At 59.5% G+C, this 18,902-nt stretch carries 16 protein-coding genes, 1 tRNA gene and 1 pseudogene; 16 read left to right on the forward strand and 2 right to left on the reverse strand.

The window, feature by feature from the left end:
- Positions 1 to 2 precede the first annotated feature (2 nt).
- Positions 3 to 1,199, reverse strand: a complete 1,197-nt coding sequence (locus tag U5L73_RS04795) for an RNA pseudouridine synthase (RefSeq protein WP_322561274.1) — start codon at positions 1,197 to 1,199, stop codon at positions 3 to 5.
- Positions 1,196 to 2,077: pseudogene (locus U5L73_RS04800) on the reverse strand (MBL fold metallo-hydrolase); the annotation flags it as partial. The gene U5L73_RS04795 and the pseudogene U5L73_RS04800, both read right to left, overlap by 4 nt.
- A gap of 103 nt (positions 2,078 to 2,180) precedes the next feature.
- Here U5L73_RS04800 and dapF point away from each other — a divergent pair.
- From dapF to U5L73_RS04880, 16 genes are all read left to right on the forward strand, one after another.
- Positions 2,181 to 3,050 carry a diaminopimelate epimerase gene (gene dapF / locus U5L73_RS04805; protein WP_322561275.1) on the forward strand — a complete coding sequence of 290 codons (870 nt, stop codon included), beginning with the start codon at positions 2,181 to 2,183 and terminating at the stop codon, positions 3,048 to 3,050.
- Between the two features lie 16 nt (positions 3,051 to 3,066).
- Entirely contained in the window at positions 3,067 to 3,765 is a 699-nt protein-coding gene (locus U5L73_RS04810) for a DUF484 family protein (protein ID WP_322561276.1), read from the forward strand.
- Positions 3,766 to 3,781: 16 nt separating this feature from the next.
- A complete protein-coding gene (locus U5L73_RS04815) occupies positions 3,782 to 4,741 on the forward strand; it encodes a tyrosine recombinase XerC (RefSeq protein ID WP_322561277.1) in 960 nt (319 codons plus the stop codon).
- 83 nt (positions 4,742 to 4,824) lie between these two features.
- A tRNA-Gly gene (locus tag U5L73_RS04820) sits at positions 4,825 to 4,900 on the forward strand.
- 108 nt (positions 4,901 to 5,008) lie between these two features.
- Complete coding sequence (locus U5L73_RS04825; RefSeq protein WP_322561278.1) at positions 5,009 to 6,190, forward strand: class I SAM-dependent rRNA methyltransferase; 1,182 nt, start codon at positions 5,009 to 5,011, stop codon at positions 6,188 to 6,190.
- An 85-nt stretch (positions 6,191 to 6,275) separates the two neighbouring features.
- Positions 6,276 to 7,325, forward strand: a complete 1,050-nt coding sequence (locus tag U5L73_RS04830; RefSeq protein ID WP_322561279.1) for a GTP-binding protein — start codon at positions 6,276 to 6,278, stop codon at positions 7,323 to 7,325.
- A gap of 240 nt (positions 7,326 to 7,565) precedes the next feature.
- Entirely contained in the window at positions 7,566 to 8,504 is a 939-nt protein-coding gene (gene dksA, locus U5L73_RS04835; RefSeq protein WP_322561280.1) for an RNA polymerase-binding protein DksA, read from the forward strand.
- Positions 8,505 to 8,536: 32 nt separating this feature from the next.
- Positions 8,537 to 10,318, forward strand: a complete 1,782-nt coding sequence (locus U5L73_RS04840; RefSeq protein WP_322561281.1) for an STAS domain-containing protein — start codon at positions 8,537 to 8,539, stop codon at positions 10,316 to 10,318.
- 68 nt (positions 10,319 to 10,386) lie between these two features.
- Complete coding sequence (hslV, locus tag U5L73_RS04845) at positions 10,387 to 10,932, forward strand: ATP-dependent protease subunit HslV (RefSeq protein WP_322561282.1); 546 nt, start codon at positions 10,387 to 10,389, stop codon at positions 10,930 to 10,932.
- 22 nt (positions 10,933 to 10,954) lie between these two features.
- Complete coding sequence (hslU, locus tag U5L73_RS04850; protein ID WP_322561283.1) at positions 10,955 to 12,289, forward strand: ATP-dependent protease ATPase subunit HslU; 1,335 nt, start codon at positions 10,955 to 10,957, stop codon at positions 12,287 to 12,289.
- A 259-nt stretch (positions 12,290 to 12,548) separates the two neighbouring features.
- Positions 12,549 to 12,977, forward strand: a complete 429-nt coding sequence (gene mraZ / locus U5L73_RS04855) for a division/cell wall cluster transcriptional repressor MraZ (RefSeq protein ID WP_322561927.1) — start codon at positions 12,549 to 12,551, stop codon at positions 12,975 to 12,977.
- Between the two features lie 9 nt (positions 12,978 to 12,986).
- Entirely contained in the window at positions 12,987 to 13,922 is a 936-nt protein-coding gene (rsmH, locus tag U5L73_RS04860; protein ID WP_322561284.1) for a 16S rRNA (cytosine(1402)-N(4))-methyltransferase RsmH, read from the forward strand.
- Positions 13,919 to 14,236: a cell division protein FtsL gene (gene ftsL / locus U5L73_RS04865; RefSeq protein ID WP_322561285.1), complete on the forward strand. Its 318-nt coding sequence runs from the start codon at positions 13,919 to 13,921 to the stop codon at positions 14,234 to 14,236. Before rsmH ends, ftsL begins: the two co-directional genes overlap by 4 nt.
- Positions 14,233 to 15,978, forward strand: coding sequence for a penicillin-binding protein 2 (locus tag U5L73_RS04870; RefSeq protein WP_322561286.1), 1,746 nt, complete (start codon positions 14,233 to 14,235; stop codon positions 15,976 to 15,978). Before ftsL ends, U5L73_RS04870 begins: the two co-directional genes overlap by 4 nt.
- Positions 15,978 to 17,477 (forward strand): UDP-N-acetylmuramoyl-L-alanyl-D-glutamate--2,6-diaminopimelate ligase, encoded by a 1,500-nt coding sequence (locus U5L73_RS04875; RefSeq protein WP_322561287.1) that lies wholly within the window; start codon positions 15,978 to 15,980, stop codon positions 17,475 to 17,477. Before U5L73_RS04870 ends, U5L73_RS04875 begins: the two co-directional genes overlap by 1 nt.
- Positions 17,474 to 18,889 carry a UDP-N-acetylmuramoyl-tripeptide--D-alanyl-D-alanine ligase gene (locus U5L73_RS04880; RefSeq protein WP_322561288.1) on the forward strand — a complete coding sequence of 472 codons (1,416 nt, stop codon included), beginning with the start codon at positions 17,474 to 17,476 and terminating at the stop codon, positions 18,887 to 18,889. Before U5L73_RS04875 ends, U5L73_RS04880 begins: the two co-directional genes overlap by 4 nt.
- Positions 18,890 to 18,902: the final 13 nt, after the last annotated feature.

Here is an 18,902-nt window from a genome sequence, read left to right on the forward strand (position 1 = left end):
TCCTAAAACTTTTCCCAGCCCGCCAGATATCGCCACTGTCCGACCGGCAGATCGGCCAGAGTGACGCGGCCCAAGCGGATGCGCTTCATGGCCAAAATCTGCAGGCCGGCTTTTTCGCACAGGAATGCAATCAACCCGGGGTGTGAGCCCTTGATTGCAAAGCGCAGGCGGCTGGATTCGGGCGTGGTGCTGTTCACACTCACCTTCACTTGCGGCAAATCCAAGCGCTCGTCTTTGAGCGCATAGCCGATCGGCTTGAGTGCATCCGGCTCGATTTCGCCTTGTACCTCCACCAGAAACTCGTGTTCCATGGTGGACATGTCTTCGGTGAGTTTGCGGGTGGTACGCCAGTCCTGGGTGAACACCACCAAGCCGGTTGCGCCGTTTTCGAGCTCGACATCCGCTTCTAGGTGGTTGAAGTGGCGTTTGATGACCCGGGTCTCGCTGGCATCGCCCTCCCAATGCTGGGCGGGGGTGAGTAGCAGGCGGGCATTGGGCGGTGGTGCTTTTGTGCCGCGGGCGGGCGGGCGCATGGGGGCGCCCGCGCGGGTCGTGGGCAGTTCTTCTAGACCGTCGGTATGCCCGGCAGGCTTGTTGAGCAGGATCGTCACCGGAGTGAGTTCCATCAAGCTGGCGTTGGGGTCCAGGGTGATGGTCTCGTGGTCTACCCGGTGTTGGGGCTCTTCAATCACCTTGCCATTCACTTGTACCCAGCCACCTTCAATGTACTGCTCTGCCTCTTTGCGGGAGCAGTCTTTGAGTTGCATGACCTTTTTGGACAGGCGTTCACCGGTGTCCGGCAGTGGCGCAGGTGCAGGCCGCTGCCGTGGAGTGGCGCCACTGGCAGGGCGCGCCGCACTGCGGGGTTTTGCGGACTCTGCCCGAGGAGGACGCGGAGTGCCTGCATGCTCAGGTGGGCGTGGATGGCCGTCCGCAGGTCGGCTGCGCAGCGGGCGAGGGAGGGCACCATCGCGCGGTGCGTTGCCGGTCGGGCGCGGGTGTGCCGGGCCATCATGGCTGCGAGGTGGGCGGTTGCCCGTCGGGCGTGCGCCGGCCGGCCGCGCCGCGCTAGCGCGGGGCGCCGAGGAGGGCGCGGAAGCAGGGCGTGGAGCCGGTGTTGCTTGTCGTGCGGGAGTTTGACCGGCAGGCAAGCGCTTGGGCTGGGCGACAGGGTTGAGCTTGAGGGTGTTGCGGGTCATGGCCGGCCTTTTTCGTTATCCAGTGCGTAAATGCGTTCGACGTGGGCCAGCAATGAGCGCTTGGCGACCGGCCAGATGCGCGGATCCACGTCGTCATAGGCCAGGGGCAGCCAATCGTCCATGCTGCCATGGGGGTGCGCTTGCATGACGGCGGCAATTTTTGCCTCGCGCTTGAGCCGGTGGGCTTTGAGGTGGGCAATCGCATCGAGTGCCGCCTCCATCACATGGCCATGGGCTGGCAGGATGAATTGCACCTGGTGTGCCTCGCAGGCGGCGCTCAAGGCGTCCAGCGATTGCAGGTAGTCGTGCATATTGCCGTCTGGCGGGTCAATCACGGTGGTGCTGCCGTTAAGGATGTGGTCGCCGCTGAAAAGTAGGCCGTCCTCTTCGAGCAGGACGCAGACATGGTTGGCCGCGTGGCCGGGGGTGTAGATCACTCGCAGGGTATGCACCGGTTTGAGTGCACTTTCTACATCTAGCCCAGGCAGCATATGCGCGATCAGCTCCTGATTTAATAGCGGACGATCGGGGGTGAATGCGCTGGCTGTGCGCGCAGTCGGCGCAGAGGGCAGACCCAGAATTGGCGGGCCGCCCTGGCACAGTGCCTGCAGTGGGGCGGCGCCGGGCGAGTGATCCGGGTGGGAGTGGGTGCAAACAATCCGCAAGATGTTGCCGCCTGCGCCGTCTTCAAACGCGGCCGCTTGCCACAAGCGCTGCAGGTGGTCGGGGTCGGCGGGGCCCGGGTCAATCACCGTAAAGCCGGTGGCGGGTTCTCCGACGAGGTAGCTGTTGGTGCCCGGGCCTGTCATCACCCCGGGGTTGGGCGCGGTCAGGCGCAAGACATTGCGCAGCAATGGTGTGGGGCGGTCGGTTTGCCAGGCGTCAACGAGCGAGGCAGATGCCGGCGACAGTGCGCCGGGCAAGAGAGAGGTGGGTCGGGCCATGCGGCGGATTGTGACGCCAAACGGGGATAATGAAACGATGCGAATCCAGTTCACCAAAATGCAGGGCGCGGGCAACGACTTCGTGGTGCTCGACGAAACCCGCGGCCGCCTCGGCCTGACCCCTGCGCATTACCGCTATCTGGGCGACCGCCACTTTGGCGTCGGGGCCGATCAGATATTGACGGTACGTCCTTCTCCGGGAGACGGCATCGATTTCGAATACGTGATCCACAACGCGGACGGCAACGAGGTCGAGCAGTGTGGAAACGGCTCCCGATGCTTTGCCCGTTTTGTGCGCGACCAAGGGTTGACGACCAAAGACCGCATCCGCGTCAAGACCATGAAGGGGGTGATCGAGCCGCTGCTCACCCCTGATGGCCGTGTCACGGTCGATATGGGCCCCCCGGTGTTTGAGCCGGCCGAGATTCCTTTTGACGCCTCTGGCTTGAGCCTTGTGCCGATGGGTTCATGGGGTTATTGGCCTCTGGCCGGCGCTGATTCTGCACAAGGCGCTCCTCTTTTGATAGCTGCGGTCTCGATGGGCAACCCCCACGCGGTCACCCTGGTGGCTGATGTGGATGCGGCACCGGTCGGCGTGTGGGGCCCGCACGTACAGGCCGATGCCCGTTTCCCGCAAGGCGTGAACGTAGGCTTTTTGCAGGTGGTGAGCCGCAGCGAGGTGCGCTTGCGTGTGTACGAGCGCGGCGTGGGCGAGACCCTGGCTTGTGGCACCGGCGCCTGTGCTGCCGTCGTGGCGGGTATCCGTCTGGGGCTGCTGGACGCCCGGGCGGATGTGCATACCCGGGGCGGTGTGCTCACCATCGCGTGGGCGGGCCTTGGGCAATCGGTGTTCATGACCGGCCCGGCCACGACTGTTTTCCGCGGCGAAATTGATTTACCCGAATAACCTGACTTAGCTCACGATGACTACACCCACCCACCAAGCCTTGGCGAACCCGATCACTGAAGACGATATCGCCAACTTTCTTGCCAACAACCCCGATTTCTTCCAGCGCCACGCGGAGCTGTTAGCCACGGTGCAGTTCACCAGCCCGCATAGCCACCGAGCGGTCAGTTTGCAAGAGCGCCAAGCCGAAATGCTGCGCGAAAAAATCAAAATGCTGGAGCAGCGCATCATGGAAATGATCCGCCACGGCAATGAGAACGTGCTCCTGTCCGACAAAATTTTGCGCTGGGCGCGCTCGCTGTTCCTCACCATCAACCCGGCAGAACTGCCCACTGAGATCGTGCGGGAGATTCAAGACCAATTTACGGTGCCCCAAGTGGGCTTGCGCTTGTGGGGCTTGGCGGAGAGTTTTGCCGGTATCCCTGCCGCGCAAGCGGTGAGCGAAGAAGCCAAGGTATTTGCCACCTCTTTGAATGAGCCCTTTTGCGGGCTCAATACCGGCTTCGAGGCCGTGAGCTGGCTGGACCAGCCGACCGGCATGAGCTCTCTGGCCTTGATCCCGCTGCGCAGCGGCGTGGCAGGTAGTTCTGCCCCCGCTTTTGGCATGTTGGTGCTGGCGTCCAGCGACTCCCAGCGCTTCAACAGCAGCATGGGAACCGAGTTTTTGGCCCGCATCGGCGAGATCGCCAGCGCCGCCCTGTCGCGCTTGCGCTGAGTTAGTTATTACCGCCATGCCTGCGGACGATCGTGCCCTGATCGACAAGTATCTGGAGTTTGTACGAGTTGAAAAGCGCTTGGCGGCGCGCACCGTCGAGCTCTACGCTCTAGACCTCGCCCGCCTGCACGAGCAGGCAGAGCGTGCCGATGTCGGGCTGCGCGAGGTACAAAACCATCACATCCGCCGCTGGGTCGCGCAAATGCATGGCGCGGGCCGCAGCGGCCGCGGCATTGCGTTGATCTTGTCGGGGTGGCGAGGGTTTTTCGCCTGGTTGGGGCGGGATGGGCTGGTGCCCAGCAACCCGGTGCAAGACGTGCGCTCGCCCAAAGCCCCTAAGCCACTGCCCAAAGCGCTAGCGGTCGACGATGCAGTGCAATTCGCAGACTTTCAAAGTGATGACGATGCCTGGTTCGAGGCCCGTGATGCCGCCATGGTGGAGTTGCTCTACGGCAGCGGCCTGCGGGTCGGCGAGTTGGTGGGCTTGGATGTGATGGCGGGCAAAGCCGCCAAAGGCTGGGTCGATCTGCAGGCGGCAGAAGCCCATGTGCTGGGCAAAGGCGCCAAGCGCCGCAGTGTGCCGGTCGGCGCCACCGCCTTGAAGGCCTTGCAACGGTGGCTAGACTTGCGCGGCCCATCAGGCACCCGGGGCGCAGCACCAGTGTCCGCGTCTGGTGCAGATGCCGCGTCTGCCCTGTTCACCGGCCGCAATGGCACCCGGCTCACCGCGCAGAGCGTCTGGCAGCGTTTAAAGCGCCGCAGCCAGCTGGCCGGCCTGAATGTGCCGGTGCACCCTCATATGTTGCGCCACTCGTTCGCTAGCCATGTGCTGCAAAGCAGTGGTGACCTGCGCGGCGTGCAAGAGCTGCTGGGCCATGCCAATATCACCACCACACAGGTGTACACCAGGCTGGATTTCCAGCACTTGGCCAAGGCATACGATGCCGCGCACCCTCGTGCCAAGCTCAAGCGCTGATCGCCCAATAGGACTTTTTTGAAAAAAGTTGATGACTTTCTCGCGAAGCCGAAAAATGCGGCATATAATCGTGGTCTTGCAACGCGGGAATAGCTCAGTTGGTAGAGCGATACCTTGCCAAGGTATAGGTCGAGAGTTCGAACCTCTTTTCCCGCTCCAATTCACCCTTTAGGGTTCAAAAAAGGTCAGCTTCTGCTGGCCTTTTTTGTTTTCTGCGCTTGCTTTCTTCCTGCGGGTTGCGATGCGTCCCAAGCGACAATACCTTCCATGAAAATCATTCGACTGCGCGCCGGTAAAGAGCGCTCCTTGTTGCGTCGTCATCCTTGGATCTTCGAGTCCGCCATTGCCAAAGGGGGCGGTGACAGCGGCGAAACCGTGCGGGTCGAGTCGGCGGAAGGGGTGTTTTTAGGTTGGGCAGCTTTCAGCCCGCAATCCAAAATCCGTGCACGTGTCTGGAGCTTTGACGAGAAGCAGCGGATTGATGCTAGCTTTTTCATAGCTGCTTGCGCAAGCGCTATAAGCGCTAGAGCCCGATTTGATATCAAAAGCGATGGCGTTCGGCTTATCCACGGCGAGTCCGACGGCTTGCCAGGCCTGATTGTTGACCGTTATGGCGACACACTGGTTGCGCAGTTCACCTCAGCGGGTGTTGAGAAATGGAAGTCCGCCATTGCCGATGCGCTGCTCTCCGCCACGGGCTTGACCAAGCTGTACGAGCGGTCGGATGCCAGTAGCCGTGCGCTTGAAGGCTTGCCTGAGGCTACCGGTTGGTTGCGCGGTGAAGGGCCTACTGATCTGGTTTTGCAGGAGCACGATTGGGCGTTGGCGCTCAGTATTTCCGAGGGCCATAAAACCGGCTTCTACCTGGACCAGCGCGACAGCCGCCACCGGTTTGCAGAGGCGACCCGCCGCTTGGGTTTCCAGCGGGTGCTCAATTGCTACTGCTATACCGGCGGCTTTACCGTGGCTGCGTTGTCCGGCGGAGCGGGGCATGTGACATCGATTGACTCCAGTGGCCCTGCCATTGAAAAAGCGCGTGCCAATGTGGCGCTCAACGGTTTCGATGCCAGTCGCACGACCTTCATGGATGCCGATGTCAACGCCAGCCTGCGTGCCTTCGCGGCGGAAGGGCGCACGTTTGATTCCATCATTTTGGATCCGCCGAAGTTTGCACCCACAGTGGCCCACGCCGAGCGCGCGGCCCGTGCTTATAAAGACATCAATCGACTGGCGTTCAAGTTGTTGGAGCCGGGTGGCGTGCTGTTTACCTACAGCTGCTCAGGCGGTATCAGTACGGACCTCTTCCACAAAATCATTGCCGGAGCTGGCTCGGATGCGGGCGTCGACGGATTTATTACCGACCGCATGGGCGGTGCACCGGATCACCCGATGACGATTGCTTTCCCGGAAGGGGAGTACCTCAAAGGCCTGGTGGTGATGCGCCGCTGACCCCACCGGCCCTCGTGCCCTTGAATTGCTGACTACACTCCCCAGTTGCTTTGTTCGCACTGCACCATTTTTTGGAATTTGAACCATGAGCTTGATCCCCGCCACTATCCTGACCGGTTTCTTAGGTTCCGGCAAAACGACCTTGCTCAAGCGCGTGCTGGCTGAGGCCCACGGCCAAAAGATTGCCGTGATCGAAAATGAGTTCGGCGAAGAGAATATCGACAGCGATATTCTGGTCAGCGAAACCAATGAGCAGATCATCCAGATGAGTAACGGCTGCGTTTGCTGCACCATTCGCGAAGACCTGCGCACTACCTTGAAAGACTTGGCAGAAAAGAAGCGCAAGGGTGAGCTGGACTTTGAGCGCGTGGTGATCGAGACCACCGGCGTCGCCGACCCCGGCCCCGTGGCACAGACCTTTTTTATGGACGATGAGATCGCCGAGACCTACTTGTTGGACTCAATTTTGACCCTGGTCGATGCCAAGCACGCGGTTCAGCAGCTCAATGATCGCCAGGAGGCACGGCGCCAAATCGGCTTTGCCGACCAGATCTTTATCAGCAAGTCGGATTTGGTGTCCAAAGATGAGCTGGACGCCTTGATGCACCGCATCAAGCACATGAACCCGCGCGCGCCGCAAAAAGCGGTGCATTTCGGCGAAGTGTCCATCCAGGAAGTGTTTGATCTGCGCGGCTTCAACTTGAACGCCAAGCTCGATATTGATCCGGACTTCCTCAAGGACGACGACCACCACCACGACCATGCCCATGGAGAGCATTGCGACCACCCGTCGCACGCCCATGACCATGCGACCCACGGTCACCATCACCATCACGAAGATGATGTAAAAAGTTTTGTGTTCAAGTCAGATCGTCCGTTCGATCCTGCCAAGCTCGAAGATTTCTTGGGTGCCATCGTCAATATCTATGGTCCGCGCATGCTTCGCTACAAAGGCGTGTTGAATATGAAGGGCACTGACCGCAAGGTGATCTTCCAAGGTGTGCACCAGCTCATGGGCAGTGATTTGGGCCCTGCGTGGGGTGAGGCTGAGGTGCGCACCAGCAAGATGGTGTTCATTGGTATTGATCTGCCCAAGGACATCTTCTTGCAAGGCATGGAGCAGTCTTTGGTTTAAAGGTATCGAGGGGAGTTGCGTACGGCTGCTGTCACGGCCGTCGCTGCTTCTGAATATTTGGATGGAACGAGGGCAGGGGGTGCTATGTTTGTCTCGCTTTTGCAACTTATGGGTTTTCCTTCAGGTAAGCCTGTACACTCGCGCGCCGAAGAAGCCCGCTCCGAGAGGCCTCGAAAAGCCTCCAGAGTGGCTGCAGCCACCAGCGACGATGTGCAGGCCGAACCTGCCAGGAGACAAGAAGTGAACGCGAAGTCCGGGAAAGATAGCAAGGCCAAAGAAGCCCCTGCCAAAGTCAAGCCAGCTGCCGTAAAGGTCGCTGCAAAATCCGCTGCCAAGCCAACTGCGAAAGTCGTTGCCAAAGCACCTGTCGCTACACCACCGAGCAGCAAAGCCGCTGTCAAAACCACGGTTCCTGCCCCTGTGAAAACAACTACCAAGACTGCTGACAAAGCGCCGGTGAAATCCGCAGCCAAAACAGCTGCTGCAACGCCAGCAAAAACCAAGCCTGCCGCCGAAAAAGCGGTTGTTAAACCGGTGGCCGTTGCCGCGCCGGTGGTTGCTCCGGCTCCCGCAGTACCTGCCAAAGCAGGTCGCCCGTCCTCGCGACTGGCCCAGCTCACGGTGCCCTCTATGGCGCAGTCAGTCGCCTCAACGGCTGCCAAAGCCAGTTATAACCAGTCCATGTCTTCCCCTGTTATTGCTCCCGTAATTCCTGCTATCGTGAAAAAAGACGCGAAACTTGCCAATAATTGGAAAAACAAAACGGTGACCGAAATGACGGATGCTGAACTGTTGGCGATGCCCGACTCCGAATACATGAACGAGATGCAGCTCGCATACTTTCGCTTAAAGCTCACCGAGCTTAAGCGTGGAATTCTGGCGAGCGCCGGAGAGACTACCGAGCATTTGCGTGAAGACACCTCGGTGGTGCCCGATCCGGCGGATCGCGCAACCATCGAAGAAGAGCACGCTCTGGAGCTGCGCACCCGCGACCGCGAACGCAAGCTGCTGAAAAAGATTGAGCAGTCCATCGGACGTATCGATTCCGGCGACTATGGCTATTGCGATGAAACCGGTGAACCTATCGGTGTCGGTCGTTTGCTGGCCCGCCCGACGGCTACGCTCTCTTTGGAAGCGCAGCAACGCCGCGAGCTGAAGCAGAAAATGTTCGGGGATTAATTTCCCTCTAACGCAGGCTACTTACCGCTCACATGGCAACCAAAGACGAACGTCCCGGCCTACTTTCCAAAGTGGCGATGTTTGTCCGCAATCCGACCAAAGACTGGTCGGATATCTCTCGCACCGAAACAGAGCCTGATAGTGCTTACGATAAGCAGGCTCTCAAGGCCATGATTGAGCGCAAGCGACAAAATGACTTTGTCCGCAAGCGCGAATTCGACCAGCTCCGCAAACTGCGCAACAGAGACCCCTCCGCGGTAGCCAATCTTGCGCGTCCCTCGTTTTTCCAGAGCAGTATTCCCACCGACCCCGACGGTCGTGCGGTGACCCTCAAGAAAATCGACGAAATCGAAGCGCAGATGTCCCGGCAGTGGTGGAAAGGCAAGCAAGACGCGGCAGCCGCTGCAAATGCAGGGAGTGAACAGCGCCCGTCGGCAGTTGCACCTGGGAGTGACACACAGCCATCCTTGGCGCCGAGTGGCGCCTCCGCCGGCACCCGGTATGGGGGGGGCGCCGCTGCATCCACATTGCCCATCATGCGCGGAGTACCGGATCAGCCGGTGGCTGGCGCACCGCAAACGGAATATGCGGCGACCCAAATGGGGCAGCCGACTGAGCCAATGTTTGCAGCGCCGGAGTCAAAAGCACTTGGGAGCAAGCCTGCATTTTCCCGAGCCACAGAGTCCTCTGATCTGTCGTTCACGACCTCTAAGCTGCTGGCTTTAGAAGTCTCTGATGCTGCCGCTGATCCTGAACTGGAGGAAGCCGCCATTCGTTTTGCCAATGGCGACGATCACGGGGCGGAAAGTAGCCTGATCAGCGCGCTGCGACGCGGTGTAGCGGATGCTTCGACGGCGTTTAACTGGGCCGCTGCCCTGATGGACTTCTATCGAGCCACTCAAAATCGTGAGCGTTTTGACTGGGCCATCGTGGAGTTTGCGCACTTATGGGACGAACGGGTGCCTCGTTGGGATGTCGTTCAGCTCAACACGGCGTTCGGCGCGGAAACGACATTGGCGGCGCCCTTTGTGCCAGAGCCAGTGGCTGGAGAGTACGCTGAAGCGGGTCCGATGTGGTCCTGCCCCCAGCTTTTGGACGTTCCAGGGATGGAGGCTTTGCGCCTGGTACTGTCGACTCAGCCGATGCCATGGACTTTGGACTGGACTGCTCTTGAGCGTATCGATGCTCCTGCGATGCCTTTGCTTTCTGGCTTGTTTGCCAGTTTGTGCGACGAGCCGGTCTCGTTGCGGTTCGGCGGTGCATCGCAGTTGTTGGCGGCGCTGCAACTCTTGACACCCTCTGCTAATCGTAGCGTTGATTCTGCGTGGTGGATTGTTCGTTTAAATGTCCTCCGAGCTTTGCAGCGTCTTGACGACTTTGAGCTGGTGGCGCTGGACTATTGCATCACCTATGAGGTTTCGCCCCCTGCATGGGCCCCGGCGCGCTGTGACTATTCAGCCGTTCACTTTCGCTCCACTGATGCAGCTTCCGCCGATTTTGTCTCTACTGCGCCGATGGGCGTGGGTTCAGTCACCCTGACCAGCCAAGAGCTGCGCGGGGTCGTGGCCGGAGATACAACGGCGCTATTGGCGGGGCTGGACAGTGCGCGCGACCAGTCCAACAACATTGTGATTTCTTGTCGATTCTTGGTTCGAGTCGACTTCTCTGCGGCAGGGACGATCTTGAACTGGGTCGTTTCGCGTCAGGCAGAGGGCTGTATGGTGCAGTTTCAAGATGTGCATCGTTTGGTTGCCGCATTTTTCAATGTGATTGGCATCAGCGAACACGCACGGGTTGTGCCCCGCGATTTGTAGGCGGGGCTTTGTGCGGAGATAGCATGTCTCCGCTTGTATTCGCTAGCTTCACCCTTATCTCCCCCCTTATGGAACAATTTCACGGAACGACCATCATCAGTGTGCGGCGCAAGACAGCTGCGGGTGTGCAGGTCGCGATCGGCGGTGACGGACAAGTCACTTTGGGCAATATCGTGGTGAAGGGCACTGCCCGGAAAGTACGTAAGCTCTATCACGGCAAAGTACTGGCCGGCTTTGCAGGTGCTACGGCGGATGCCTTCACCTTGTTCGAGCGTTTTGAAGCCAAGCTCGAAAAGCACCAAGGTCATTTGGTGCGGGCGTCGATTGAGTTGACCAAGGACTGGCGCACCGATCGCGTCTTGCGCAAGCTGGAGGCGATGTTGGCGGTGGCGGACAAAGACGCTTCGTTGATCATTACAGGAAACGGTGATGTGCTTGAGCCCGAAAACGGGATCGTCACCATTGGCTCCGGTGGTGCGTATGCCCAAGCCGCTGCGGTGGCCTTGCTCAATCACTCTGATTTGCCGGCTGCGGATATTGTGAAGCGCTCACTCGAAATTGCAGGTGAGCTGTGCATTTACACCAATATGCATCACACCATCGAAACCCTGTAACTCCTGTTTTCCGAAGTTTTTTATGCAGACGCTCACACCCCGCGGCATTGTTGCCGAGTTAGATAAACACATTGTTGGCCAAGCGCAGGCCAAACGTGCGGTTGCGATCGCATTGCGCAATCGCTGGCGCCGGCAGATGGTCGAGGGCGATTTGCGTCATGAAATTACGCCCAAGAATATTCTGATGATCGGCCCTACCGGCGTCGGCAAAACAGAGATTGCGCGACGCCTTGCAAAGCTGGCTGATGCGCCATTCATCAAGGCCGAGGCGACCAAGTTCACCGAGGTTGGGTATGTGGGCAAAGATGTGGATGCCATCATTCGCGACCTGGCAGAAATTGCCGTAAAGCAGGTCCGGGAGCAAGAGAAGCGCAGGGTTGCCCGCCGGGCTGAAGACGCTGCCGAAGAGCGAATTTTGGATATCTTGGTGCCACCTCCGCGGTTTGACGCCAGTGCCACGCCGTCGGCCGATATCCCTGAAAGCTCTACGCGTCAGGCTTTTCGCAAGAAGCTACGCGAGGGGCAGCTCGATGATCGTGAGATTGAGTTAGACCTCGCCATGCAGGCGCCGAGCTTGGAGGTCATGGGGCCCGCGGGCATGGAGGAGATGACCGAGCAGCTTCGCGGGCTCTTTGGTCAAATGGGCCAAGGCAAGAAGCAAACCCGCAAATTGCGGATTGCAGAGGCTGCCAAACTACTGGTCGAGGAAGAGGCTGCCAAGCTGGTCAACGAAGAGCACATCAAAACCCAGGCGATCCAAACCCTGGAGCAAAACGGCATTGTGTTTATTGATGAAATTGACAAGGTCACCTCCCGTGGCGAGGGCAATGGAGGTGAGGTTTCCAGGCAAGGTGTTCAGCGTGACCTGTTGCCTTTGGTCGAAGGAACCACAGTCACCACCAAGTACGGTATGGTGAAAACGGACCACATTCTGTTTGTCGCATCGGGCGCCTTCCATTTGAGCAAGCCGAGTGATTTGATTCCTGAATTGCAGGGGCGCTTTCCGATCCGCGTGGAGTTGCAGTCTTTGTCGGTCCAGGATTTCGAAGCGATATTGACGCAAACCCACGCATCGTTGATCAAGCAATACCAAGCGTTGCTTGCAACCGAAGCTGTGACTTTGGAGTTCACGCCCGACGGCATCACCCGTCTTGCGCAGATTGCCTTTGATGTGAATGAGCGAACTGAAAATATCGGAGCCCGTCGTTTGGCCACGGTGATGGAGCGTTTGCTCGATGATGTAAGTTTCGATGCGGGAGACCTGGGTGGTCAAACCATACAGATCGATGGCCGCTACGTGGATGAGCGTCTCGGGGCGCTAAGCCAGGACGAAGACTTGTCACGATTTATTCTGTGATGTGTGAAAAAGCGGATAAACGGTATTCCCTTCAAGCATCACTTTCAGAGCATCTGCTAAGTGCTTAATTTAGAACGGTTTTTAAGGTGTTGCCGCCTTTAAAAACGCTTCTAAGTCCTTGATTTCATTGGAAAAAATTCGCGCGAGGCATCTTGCGGTTAGGCCGTTTGCTGATACAGTGCAAAAAAGTGCAATTTAGTGGTGAAAAGTGCCATGAAATTGCTGTTTGAGTGCTGTCGCAGTACAAAGGTGGTTTTACGTGTTCCAAGGGGCTTCGTCTCTCAGTCTTGATGCCAAAGGTCGCCTGTCGGTGCCGACACGGCATCGTGACGTCTTGAGTGCGACGGCTGCCGGACTACTCACGATCACCAAGCACCCCCACGGCTGCCTGATGGTTTTCCCGCGTCCGGAATGGGAAAAGTTCAGGGAGCGTATTGCTGCGTTGCCGATGTCTGCGCAGTGGTGGAAACGGATTTTTTTGGGCAATGCCATGGATGTCGAGATGGATGGCACCGGCCGCGTGTTGATCTCGCCAGAACTCCGGGAGTCTGCAGGTATTGCCAAAGACACCATGCTGCTTGGCATGGGGAATCATTTTGAGTTGTGGGACAAAGCAACCTACGACGAACAAGAGGCCAAAGCGATGCAGGGCGAGATGCCCGACGTCTTCAAGGACTTTTCTTTTTAAGGCCTGACGGTGGAAGCTCCCCGGATCCATACCACCGTGTTGTTGAACGAAGCGGTTGATGCCTTGTTCAGTGACGGCGGCACTCCATTTGCCTCAGCGGCCCAGGCTACTTATGTCGACGCTACGTTCGGCCGTGGTGGCCACTCCCGGCTTATTTTGTCGCGCCTCGACGCCGTTGGACGCTTGATTGCATTCGATCGCGACCCGGAGGCTGTGGCGCAAGCAGCCCTGATCGGCGATGCCCGCTTCTCTATCCGTCACGAAGGATTTTCCAATCTTGGAGTTCTGGCCGGCGGCAGTGTGGGCGGAATTCTGATGGATCTGGGGGTCAGTTCCCCACAGATTGACAGCCCGGAGCGGGGCTTCAGCTTCCGCTTCGAAGGTCCTTTGGATATGCGCATGGACACTACGCGCGGAGAAAGTGTTGCCCAGTGGCTGGAGACAGCCGAGATCAATCAAATCACGGAGGTGATACGTGAATACGGTGAAGAACGGTTTGCTGGGGCAATTGCAAAGGCGATTGTTGCTCGCCGACAGGAACGGGGGGCAATTTCAACCACCTCCGAGCTGGCCCAACTCGTGGCTGACACGGTCAAAACCCGCGAGCCGGGCCAGAACCCTGCAACGCGCACATTTCAGGCTTTTCGGATTTTCATCAACGCCGAGCTTGAGGAGTTGCAACAAGCGTTAGAGGCCAGTCTCGAGGTGCTGGAGCCCGGAGGGCGGTTGGCGGTGATCAGCTTTCATTCGCTCGAAGACCGGATCGTGAAGCAATTTATTGCCAAACACTCGAAAGATGAATACGACCGGCGTGCCCCTTTTGCCGCACCCAAGGTCATGAAACTCAAGGCGCTTGGACGAATCAAGCCGTCAGCTGAGGAGGTCGCTGCAAATCCTCGCTCCCGCAGCGCCATTCTGCGCGTTGCGCAGAGGATGCCGGCATGATCCGAATCAATCTTGTCCTGTTGTTGGCGGTCGTGATCAGTGCCCTGTACCTGGTCGGAGTGCAATACGAGTCTCGCCGCCTGTTCGCCGAGTTAGACAAGGCGCGCGCGGACTCTCGCCGCCTGGAGACAGAGTTCGGACGCTTGCAAGTGGCCAAGCGTGAGCAGGCCACTTCTGCCCGTGTGCAGCAGCTCGCACGCGACAAACTCCAGATGCGCCAGGTGACACCTGCCATCACCAGCTATGTGACCTACAACGCACCGGCGTCCAAAGCCGCTCCCGAAGCCTCTGTGCCGACGAAAGGTGCCGAGTGACACGCCGGGGCATCCAGTACACCTCCAGTCCTTTGCTGGCCAGCCGCACTCCTGTCTGGCGCAGCAAGTTTGTCGTGGGTGCCATTGCGCTGGGTTTTACCGGGCTGGTGGCCCGCGCGGCTTACATCCAGGTCTATGCCAATGACTTCTTTATCAAGCAAGGCGAAGTGCGCTTTGCCCGGACGATCGACCTGCCCGCAGATCGCGGCCGCATCCTAGACCGCAACGGATTGATCCTGGGGTCCAGCGTACCTGCGCCCAGTATTTGGGCTATTCCTGAGGATGTCGATCTCGAAAAAGGCCAGCTCTCGCAGCTGGCCAAGTTGTTGGATATGCCCGTGGCGGAGCTATCCAAAAAGCTGGCTGACGAGGACAAAACGTTTGTCTGGATCAAGCGGCAGGTCGATGCGGACATCGCCAAAAAAATAGCCGAGCTCAACATCAAGGGTATCTACCAGCGCAAAGAGTACAAGCGTCAGTACCCGGAAGGTGAGGCTGCGGCCCACATCGTGGGCTTTACGAACGTGGAAGACAACGGCCAAGAGGGCGTTGAGCTGATGTTCAACAAAGAGCTGCTCGGTCGTGCCGGTATGCGTCATGTGATCAAGGACCGATTGGGCCGGGCGGTTGAGAATGTGGGCGAGGTGGTGCCGCCGGTGCCCGGGCGCGACTTGCAGCTCAGCATCGACAGCAAGGTACAGTTTTTTGCCTACCAGAAGCTGCGGGATGCAGTGACCACTCACAAAGCCAAAGCCGGCAGCGTGGTGGTGTTGGACGCTGTCACCGGCGAGGTGCTGGCCTTGGCCAACTACCCCAGCTACACGCCCGACAAGCGCAAGAACCTCACCGGTGAACAACTGCGCAACCGTGCTCTGACCGACACCTTTGAGCCCGGTTCGGTCATGAAGCCGTTCACGGTGGGCTTGGCGCTCGAAACCGGTCGTGTGAAGCCGACCACGATGATCGACACGGCACCCGGCACCATCACGATCACGGGCGCGACGATCCGCGACTCTCATCCTCACGGGATGTTGACGGTAGAGCAAGTTCTGCAAGTCTCCAGCAACGTGGGAACGACCAAGCTGGCCATGCAAATGCCTGCGAGCGAAATGTGGCAAACCTTTTCGCAAGCCGGTTTTGGCCAAAAGCCCCAAGTCGAGTTTCCGGGCGTTGTGTCCGGTCGCTTGCGCCCTTACAAATCGTGGCGCCCCATCGAGCAAGCCACCGTCTCGTACGGCTATGGCATGTCTGCGTCCCTGTTTCAAATGGTGCGCTCTTACACCGTCTTCTCGCACGGCGGGCAAATCATCCCCGCCACTTTGCTGAAAACCACTACGCCTGCAGTCGGCGTACAGGTGTTTTCCGAGCAAACAGCCGCCCGGGTTCGGCACATGTTGAAGATGGCCGCCGGTCCCGGCGGGACTGCCCCCAAAGCCCAGACGATCGGCTATTCGGTGGGGGGCAAATCCGGTACGGCGTACAAGCAGATCGGCAAGGGCTATGGCTCTGACGGCAACCGCAAATATAGAAGCTGGTTCGTGGGCATGGCCCCGATTGAAGAGCCACGGATCATTGTCGGCGTGATGCTTGATGAACCAAGTAACGGCAAGTACTACGGCGGTGAAGTGGCTGCTCCGGTGTTCAGTGAAACAGTGCAGCAAACGCTGCGCATGATGGGTGTGCAGCCCGATATTGCCGTGCAGCCGCATATTCAGGCTTCGGCGGTTGAGGAGAGCTTCTGATGACGGCTTTCACCCATCCCGCCGCCGTGGTTGCTTGGTTGCGCGCACGTGGCGTGCAAGGGCTGACGACTGACAACCGCACCCTCAACGCTACAGATGCCTTCATTGCCTGGCCCGGCGTGGCGACTGATCCTCGCCGCTTCGTGTCAGCGGCGCTTAAGCAGGGCGCATTGGCCTGCGTGGTCGACCAAGACGGGGCCGATGCTTTTGGTTTTGATGCTGAAAAAGTAGCGCCATACGCCAACCTGAAGGCCGACTCCGGCCTGATCGCCGCCGAGTTCTATGGTGCGCCATCCCGCGAGCTGGCGCTGTTAGCGGTGACGGGTACCAATGGTAAAACCAGCACGGCTTGGTGGCTTGCGCAAGCATTAGGTCAAGTCGAGGGCGCACATGCCAAGGCCTGCGGTGTGATTGGCACCTTAGGAGTTGGCCGCCCGCCCTCGCTGACGGCGACCGGTTTCACCACGCCGGATCCAGTGCTGTTGCAAAAGACACTGCGCAGCTTTGTGGATCAAGGGCTTACGGCCTCTGCAATCGAGGCCTCGTCCATCGGCATTGAAGAAATGCGGATGACAGGCACCGTGATTCATACCGCCATCTTCACCAACTTCACCCAAGACCACTTGGACTACCACGGCAGCATGGCCGCCTACTGGGCAGCAAAGCGTTCGCTGTTTGCTTGGGAGGGCTTGCGGGCCGCGGTAATTAATGTGGATGACGACAAGGGCCTAGAGCTGGCCGCTGAGCTGGCGAGCTCCGGCTTGGATTTGTGGACCGTCGGCGTGAACCGGCCAGCTCGATTGCAGGCGCGTTATGTGTCCCATACCGCTAAAGGCCTCGCGTTCGATGTGGTGGAAGGCGCGCAAATCATTCGTATGCAGTCGCACGTCATCGGCAGCTACAACGTTTCCAACTTGCTGGGCGTGCTGGCTACTTTGCGTGCGCAGGGTATTGCATTGGCGGAGGCGGTAGCAGCGTGCTCCACTTTGCTGCCTGTTCCGGGGCGCATGGAGTGCGTGGGGGGTGATGCTGCGCCATTGGTGGCCGTGGACTACGCCCACACCCCGGACGCTCTGGACCAGGCGCTGCGCGCCTTGCAGCCTGTGGCGCGCAGCCGCGGCGGGCGCTTGTGGTGCGTGTTTGGCTGCGGCGGGGACCGCGATGCCACCAAGCGCCCCTTGATGGGCGCAGTGGCCGCTGCGCAGTCGGACCGCGTCGTGGTGACGAGCGACAACCCCCGCAGCGAAAGGCCTGAGTCCATCGTAGCGCAAATTCTTTTGGGCATGGTGGAGTGCCCGCACGTGGACGTGCAAGTGGACCGCGGCGCAGCCATCGCCCAAGTGATTGCCCAGGCGGCAGCACAAGATGTGGTCTTGCTCGCCGGCAAAGGCCACGAAGAGACCCAAGAAGTGGCCGGCACCAAGACGCCTTTTTCTGACATGGCGTATGCCAAAGCGGCGCTGTCACAGCGGCAGCCCACCCCTGGAGTTGTTGCATGAGCCTGTTCATGACGGTGGCGGATGCCGCGCGCCTATTGCCCGGTGCCCGCTTGGTAGGCGACAGCACAGTGGGTATTGCCCGGGTCCATACCGATACCCGCACCATTGAGCCGGGCGATCTGTTCGTCGCGCTCAAGGGCGAGCGTTTTGACGCTAACGCCATGTTGCACGAAGCGCAGACCAAAGGCGCTGCCGCCGTGTTGTGCCATGCCGGCTTGCTTGCGTTGGCCTACCCCGTAGGGCTTCCGCGACTCGAAGTGTCTGACACCAAGCAGGCATTGGGCGCACTCGCTGCTGCATGGCGCGCGCAGTTTCAGATTCCCCTGATCGCAGTCACCGGCAGTAACGGGAAAACCACTGTGACCCAGATGGTCGCGAGCATCTTGCATGCCTATGCGCCGGACGGCGCCGCATTGGCCACGGTGGGCAATTTCAATAATGACATCGGAGTCCCTCTGACCCTGATGCGCTTGCGCGCCACCCACCGCATTGCCGTGGTCGAGTTGGGCATGAACCATCCCGGTGAAATTGCAGGGCTTGCAGCAATGGCTTGCCCAACGGTGGCGCTGGTCAACAACGCGCAGCGGGAGCACCTGGAGTTCATGCACACCATCGAAGCCGTTGCGCGCGAGAACGGCAGTGTGCTGTCCGCCTTGCCGGCCGACGGCGTTGCCGTGTTTCCTGCAGATGACGAATTTGCTCCCCTGTGGCGTGGGCTGGCCGCAGGCCGCTCCGTTACCGATTTTTCCGCCGCGTCCACCGGCGCGGAGGTGATGCTGCAACATGCCAGCTGGCAACACGGTGCATGGCAAGTACAGGCCTTGAGTCCGCAGGGAGCGCTGCAGTTCCGCTTGGCGATAGCCGGTCGTCATAACGTAAAGAACTCGCTGGCTGCCGCAGCCTGTGCGTTGTCCGCAGGCGTGCCGGTCGCGTCGGTTCAACAAGGCTTGGAGGCCTTCTTGCCGGTCAAGGGTCGCTGCCGCGCACTGCAGGTCCGGCATGGTGCCAGCGATTTCACCTTGGTAGACGACACCTACAACGCCAACCCCGATTCCATGCGGGCCGCCATTGATGTGCTGGCCGATTTGCCCGGTCCCCGTTTGCTGGTGATCGGCGATATGGGCGAGGTCGGTGAACAAGGCCCGGCTTTTCATGCCGAGGCAGGCCGCTACGCGCGGGCTGCAGGCATAGAGCATGTACTGGCTTTGGGCGAGGCCAGTGCCTTTGCGGTGCAAGAGCTGCCCTCGGCGCGCCATTTCGCGACGGTGGAAGGATTACTCCAAGCCGCGCACGCATTGGCGCCGGGCGTGGCCAGCGTATTGGTTAAAGGCTCGCGCTTTATGCGCATGGAGCGTGTGGTGGAGGCTTTGTCGGCCCCATCTGCGCCGGAGGTGGTATCCGATGCCGCTTGATTTGTTTGGAGAA

It is taken from the genome of Rhodoferax sp. (genome assembly GCF_034520025.1).
In the GTDB taxonomy this organism is placed as follows: domain Bacteria; phylum Pseudomonadota; class Gammaproteobacteria; order Burkholderiales; family Burkholderiaceae_C; genus Allorhodoferax.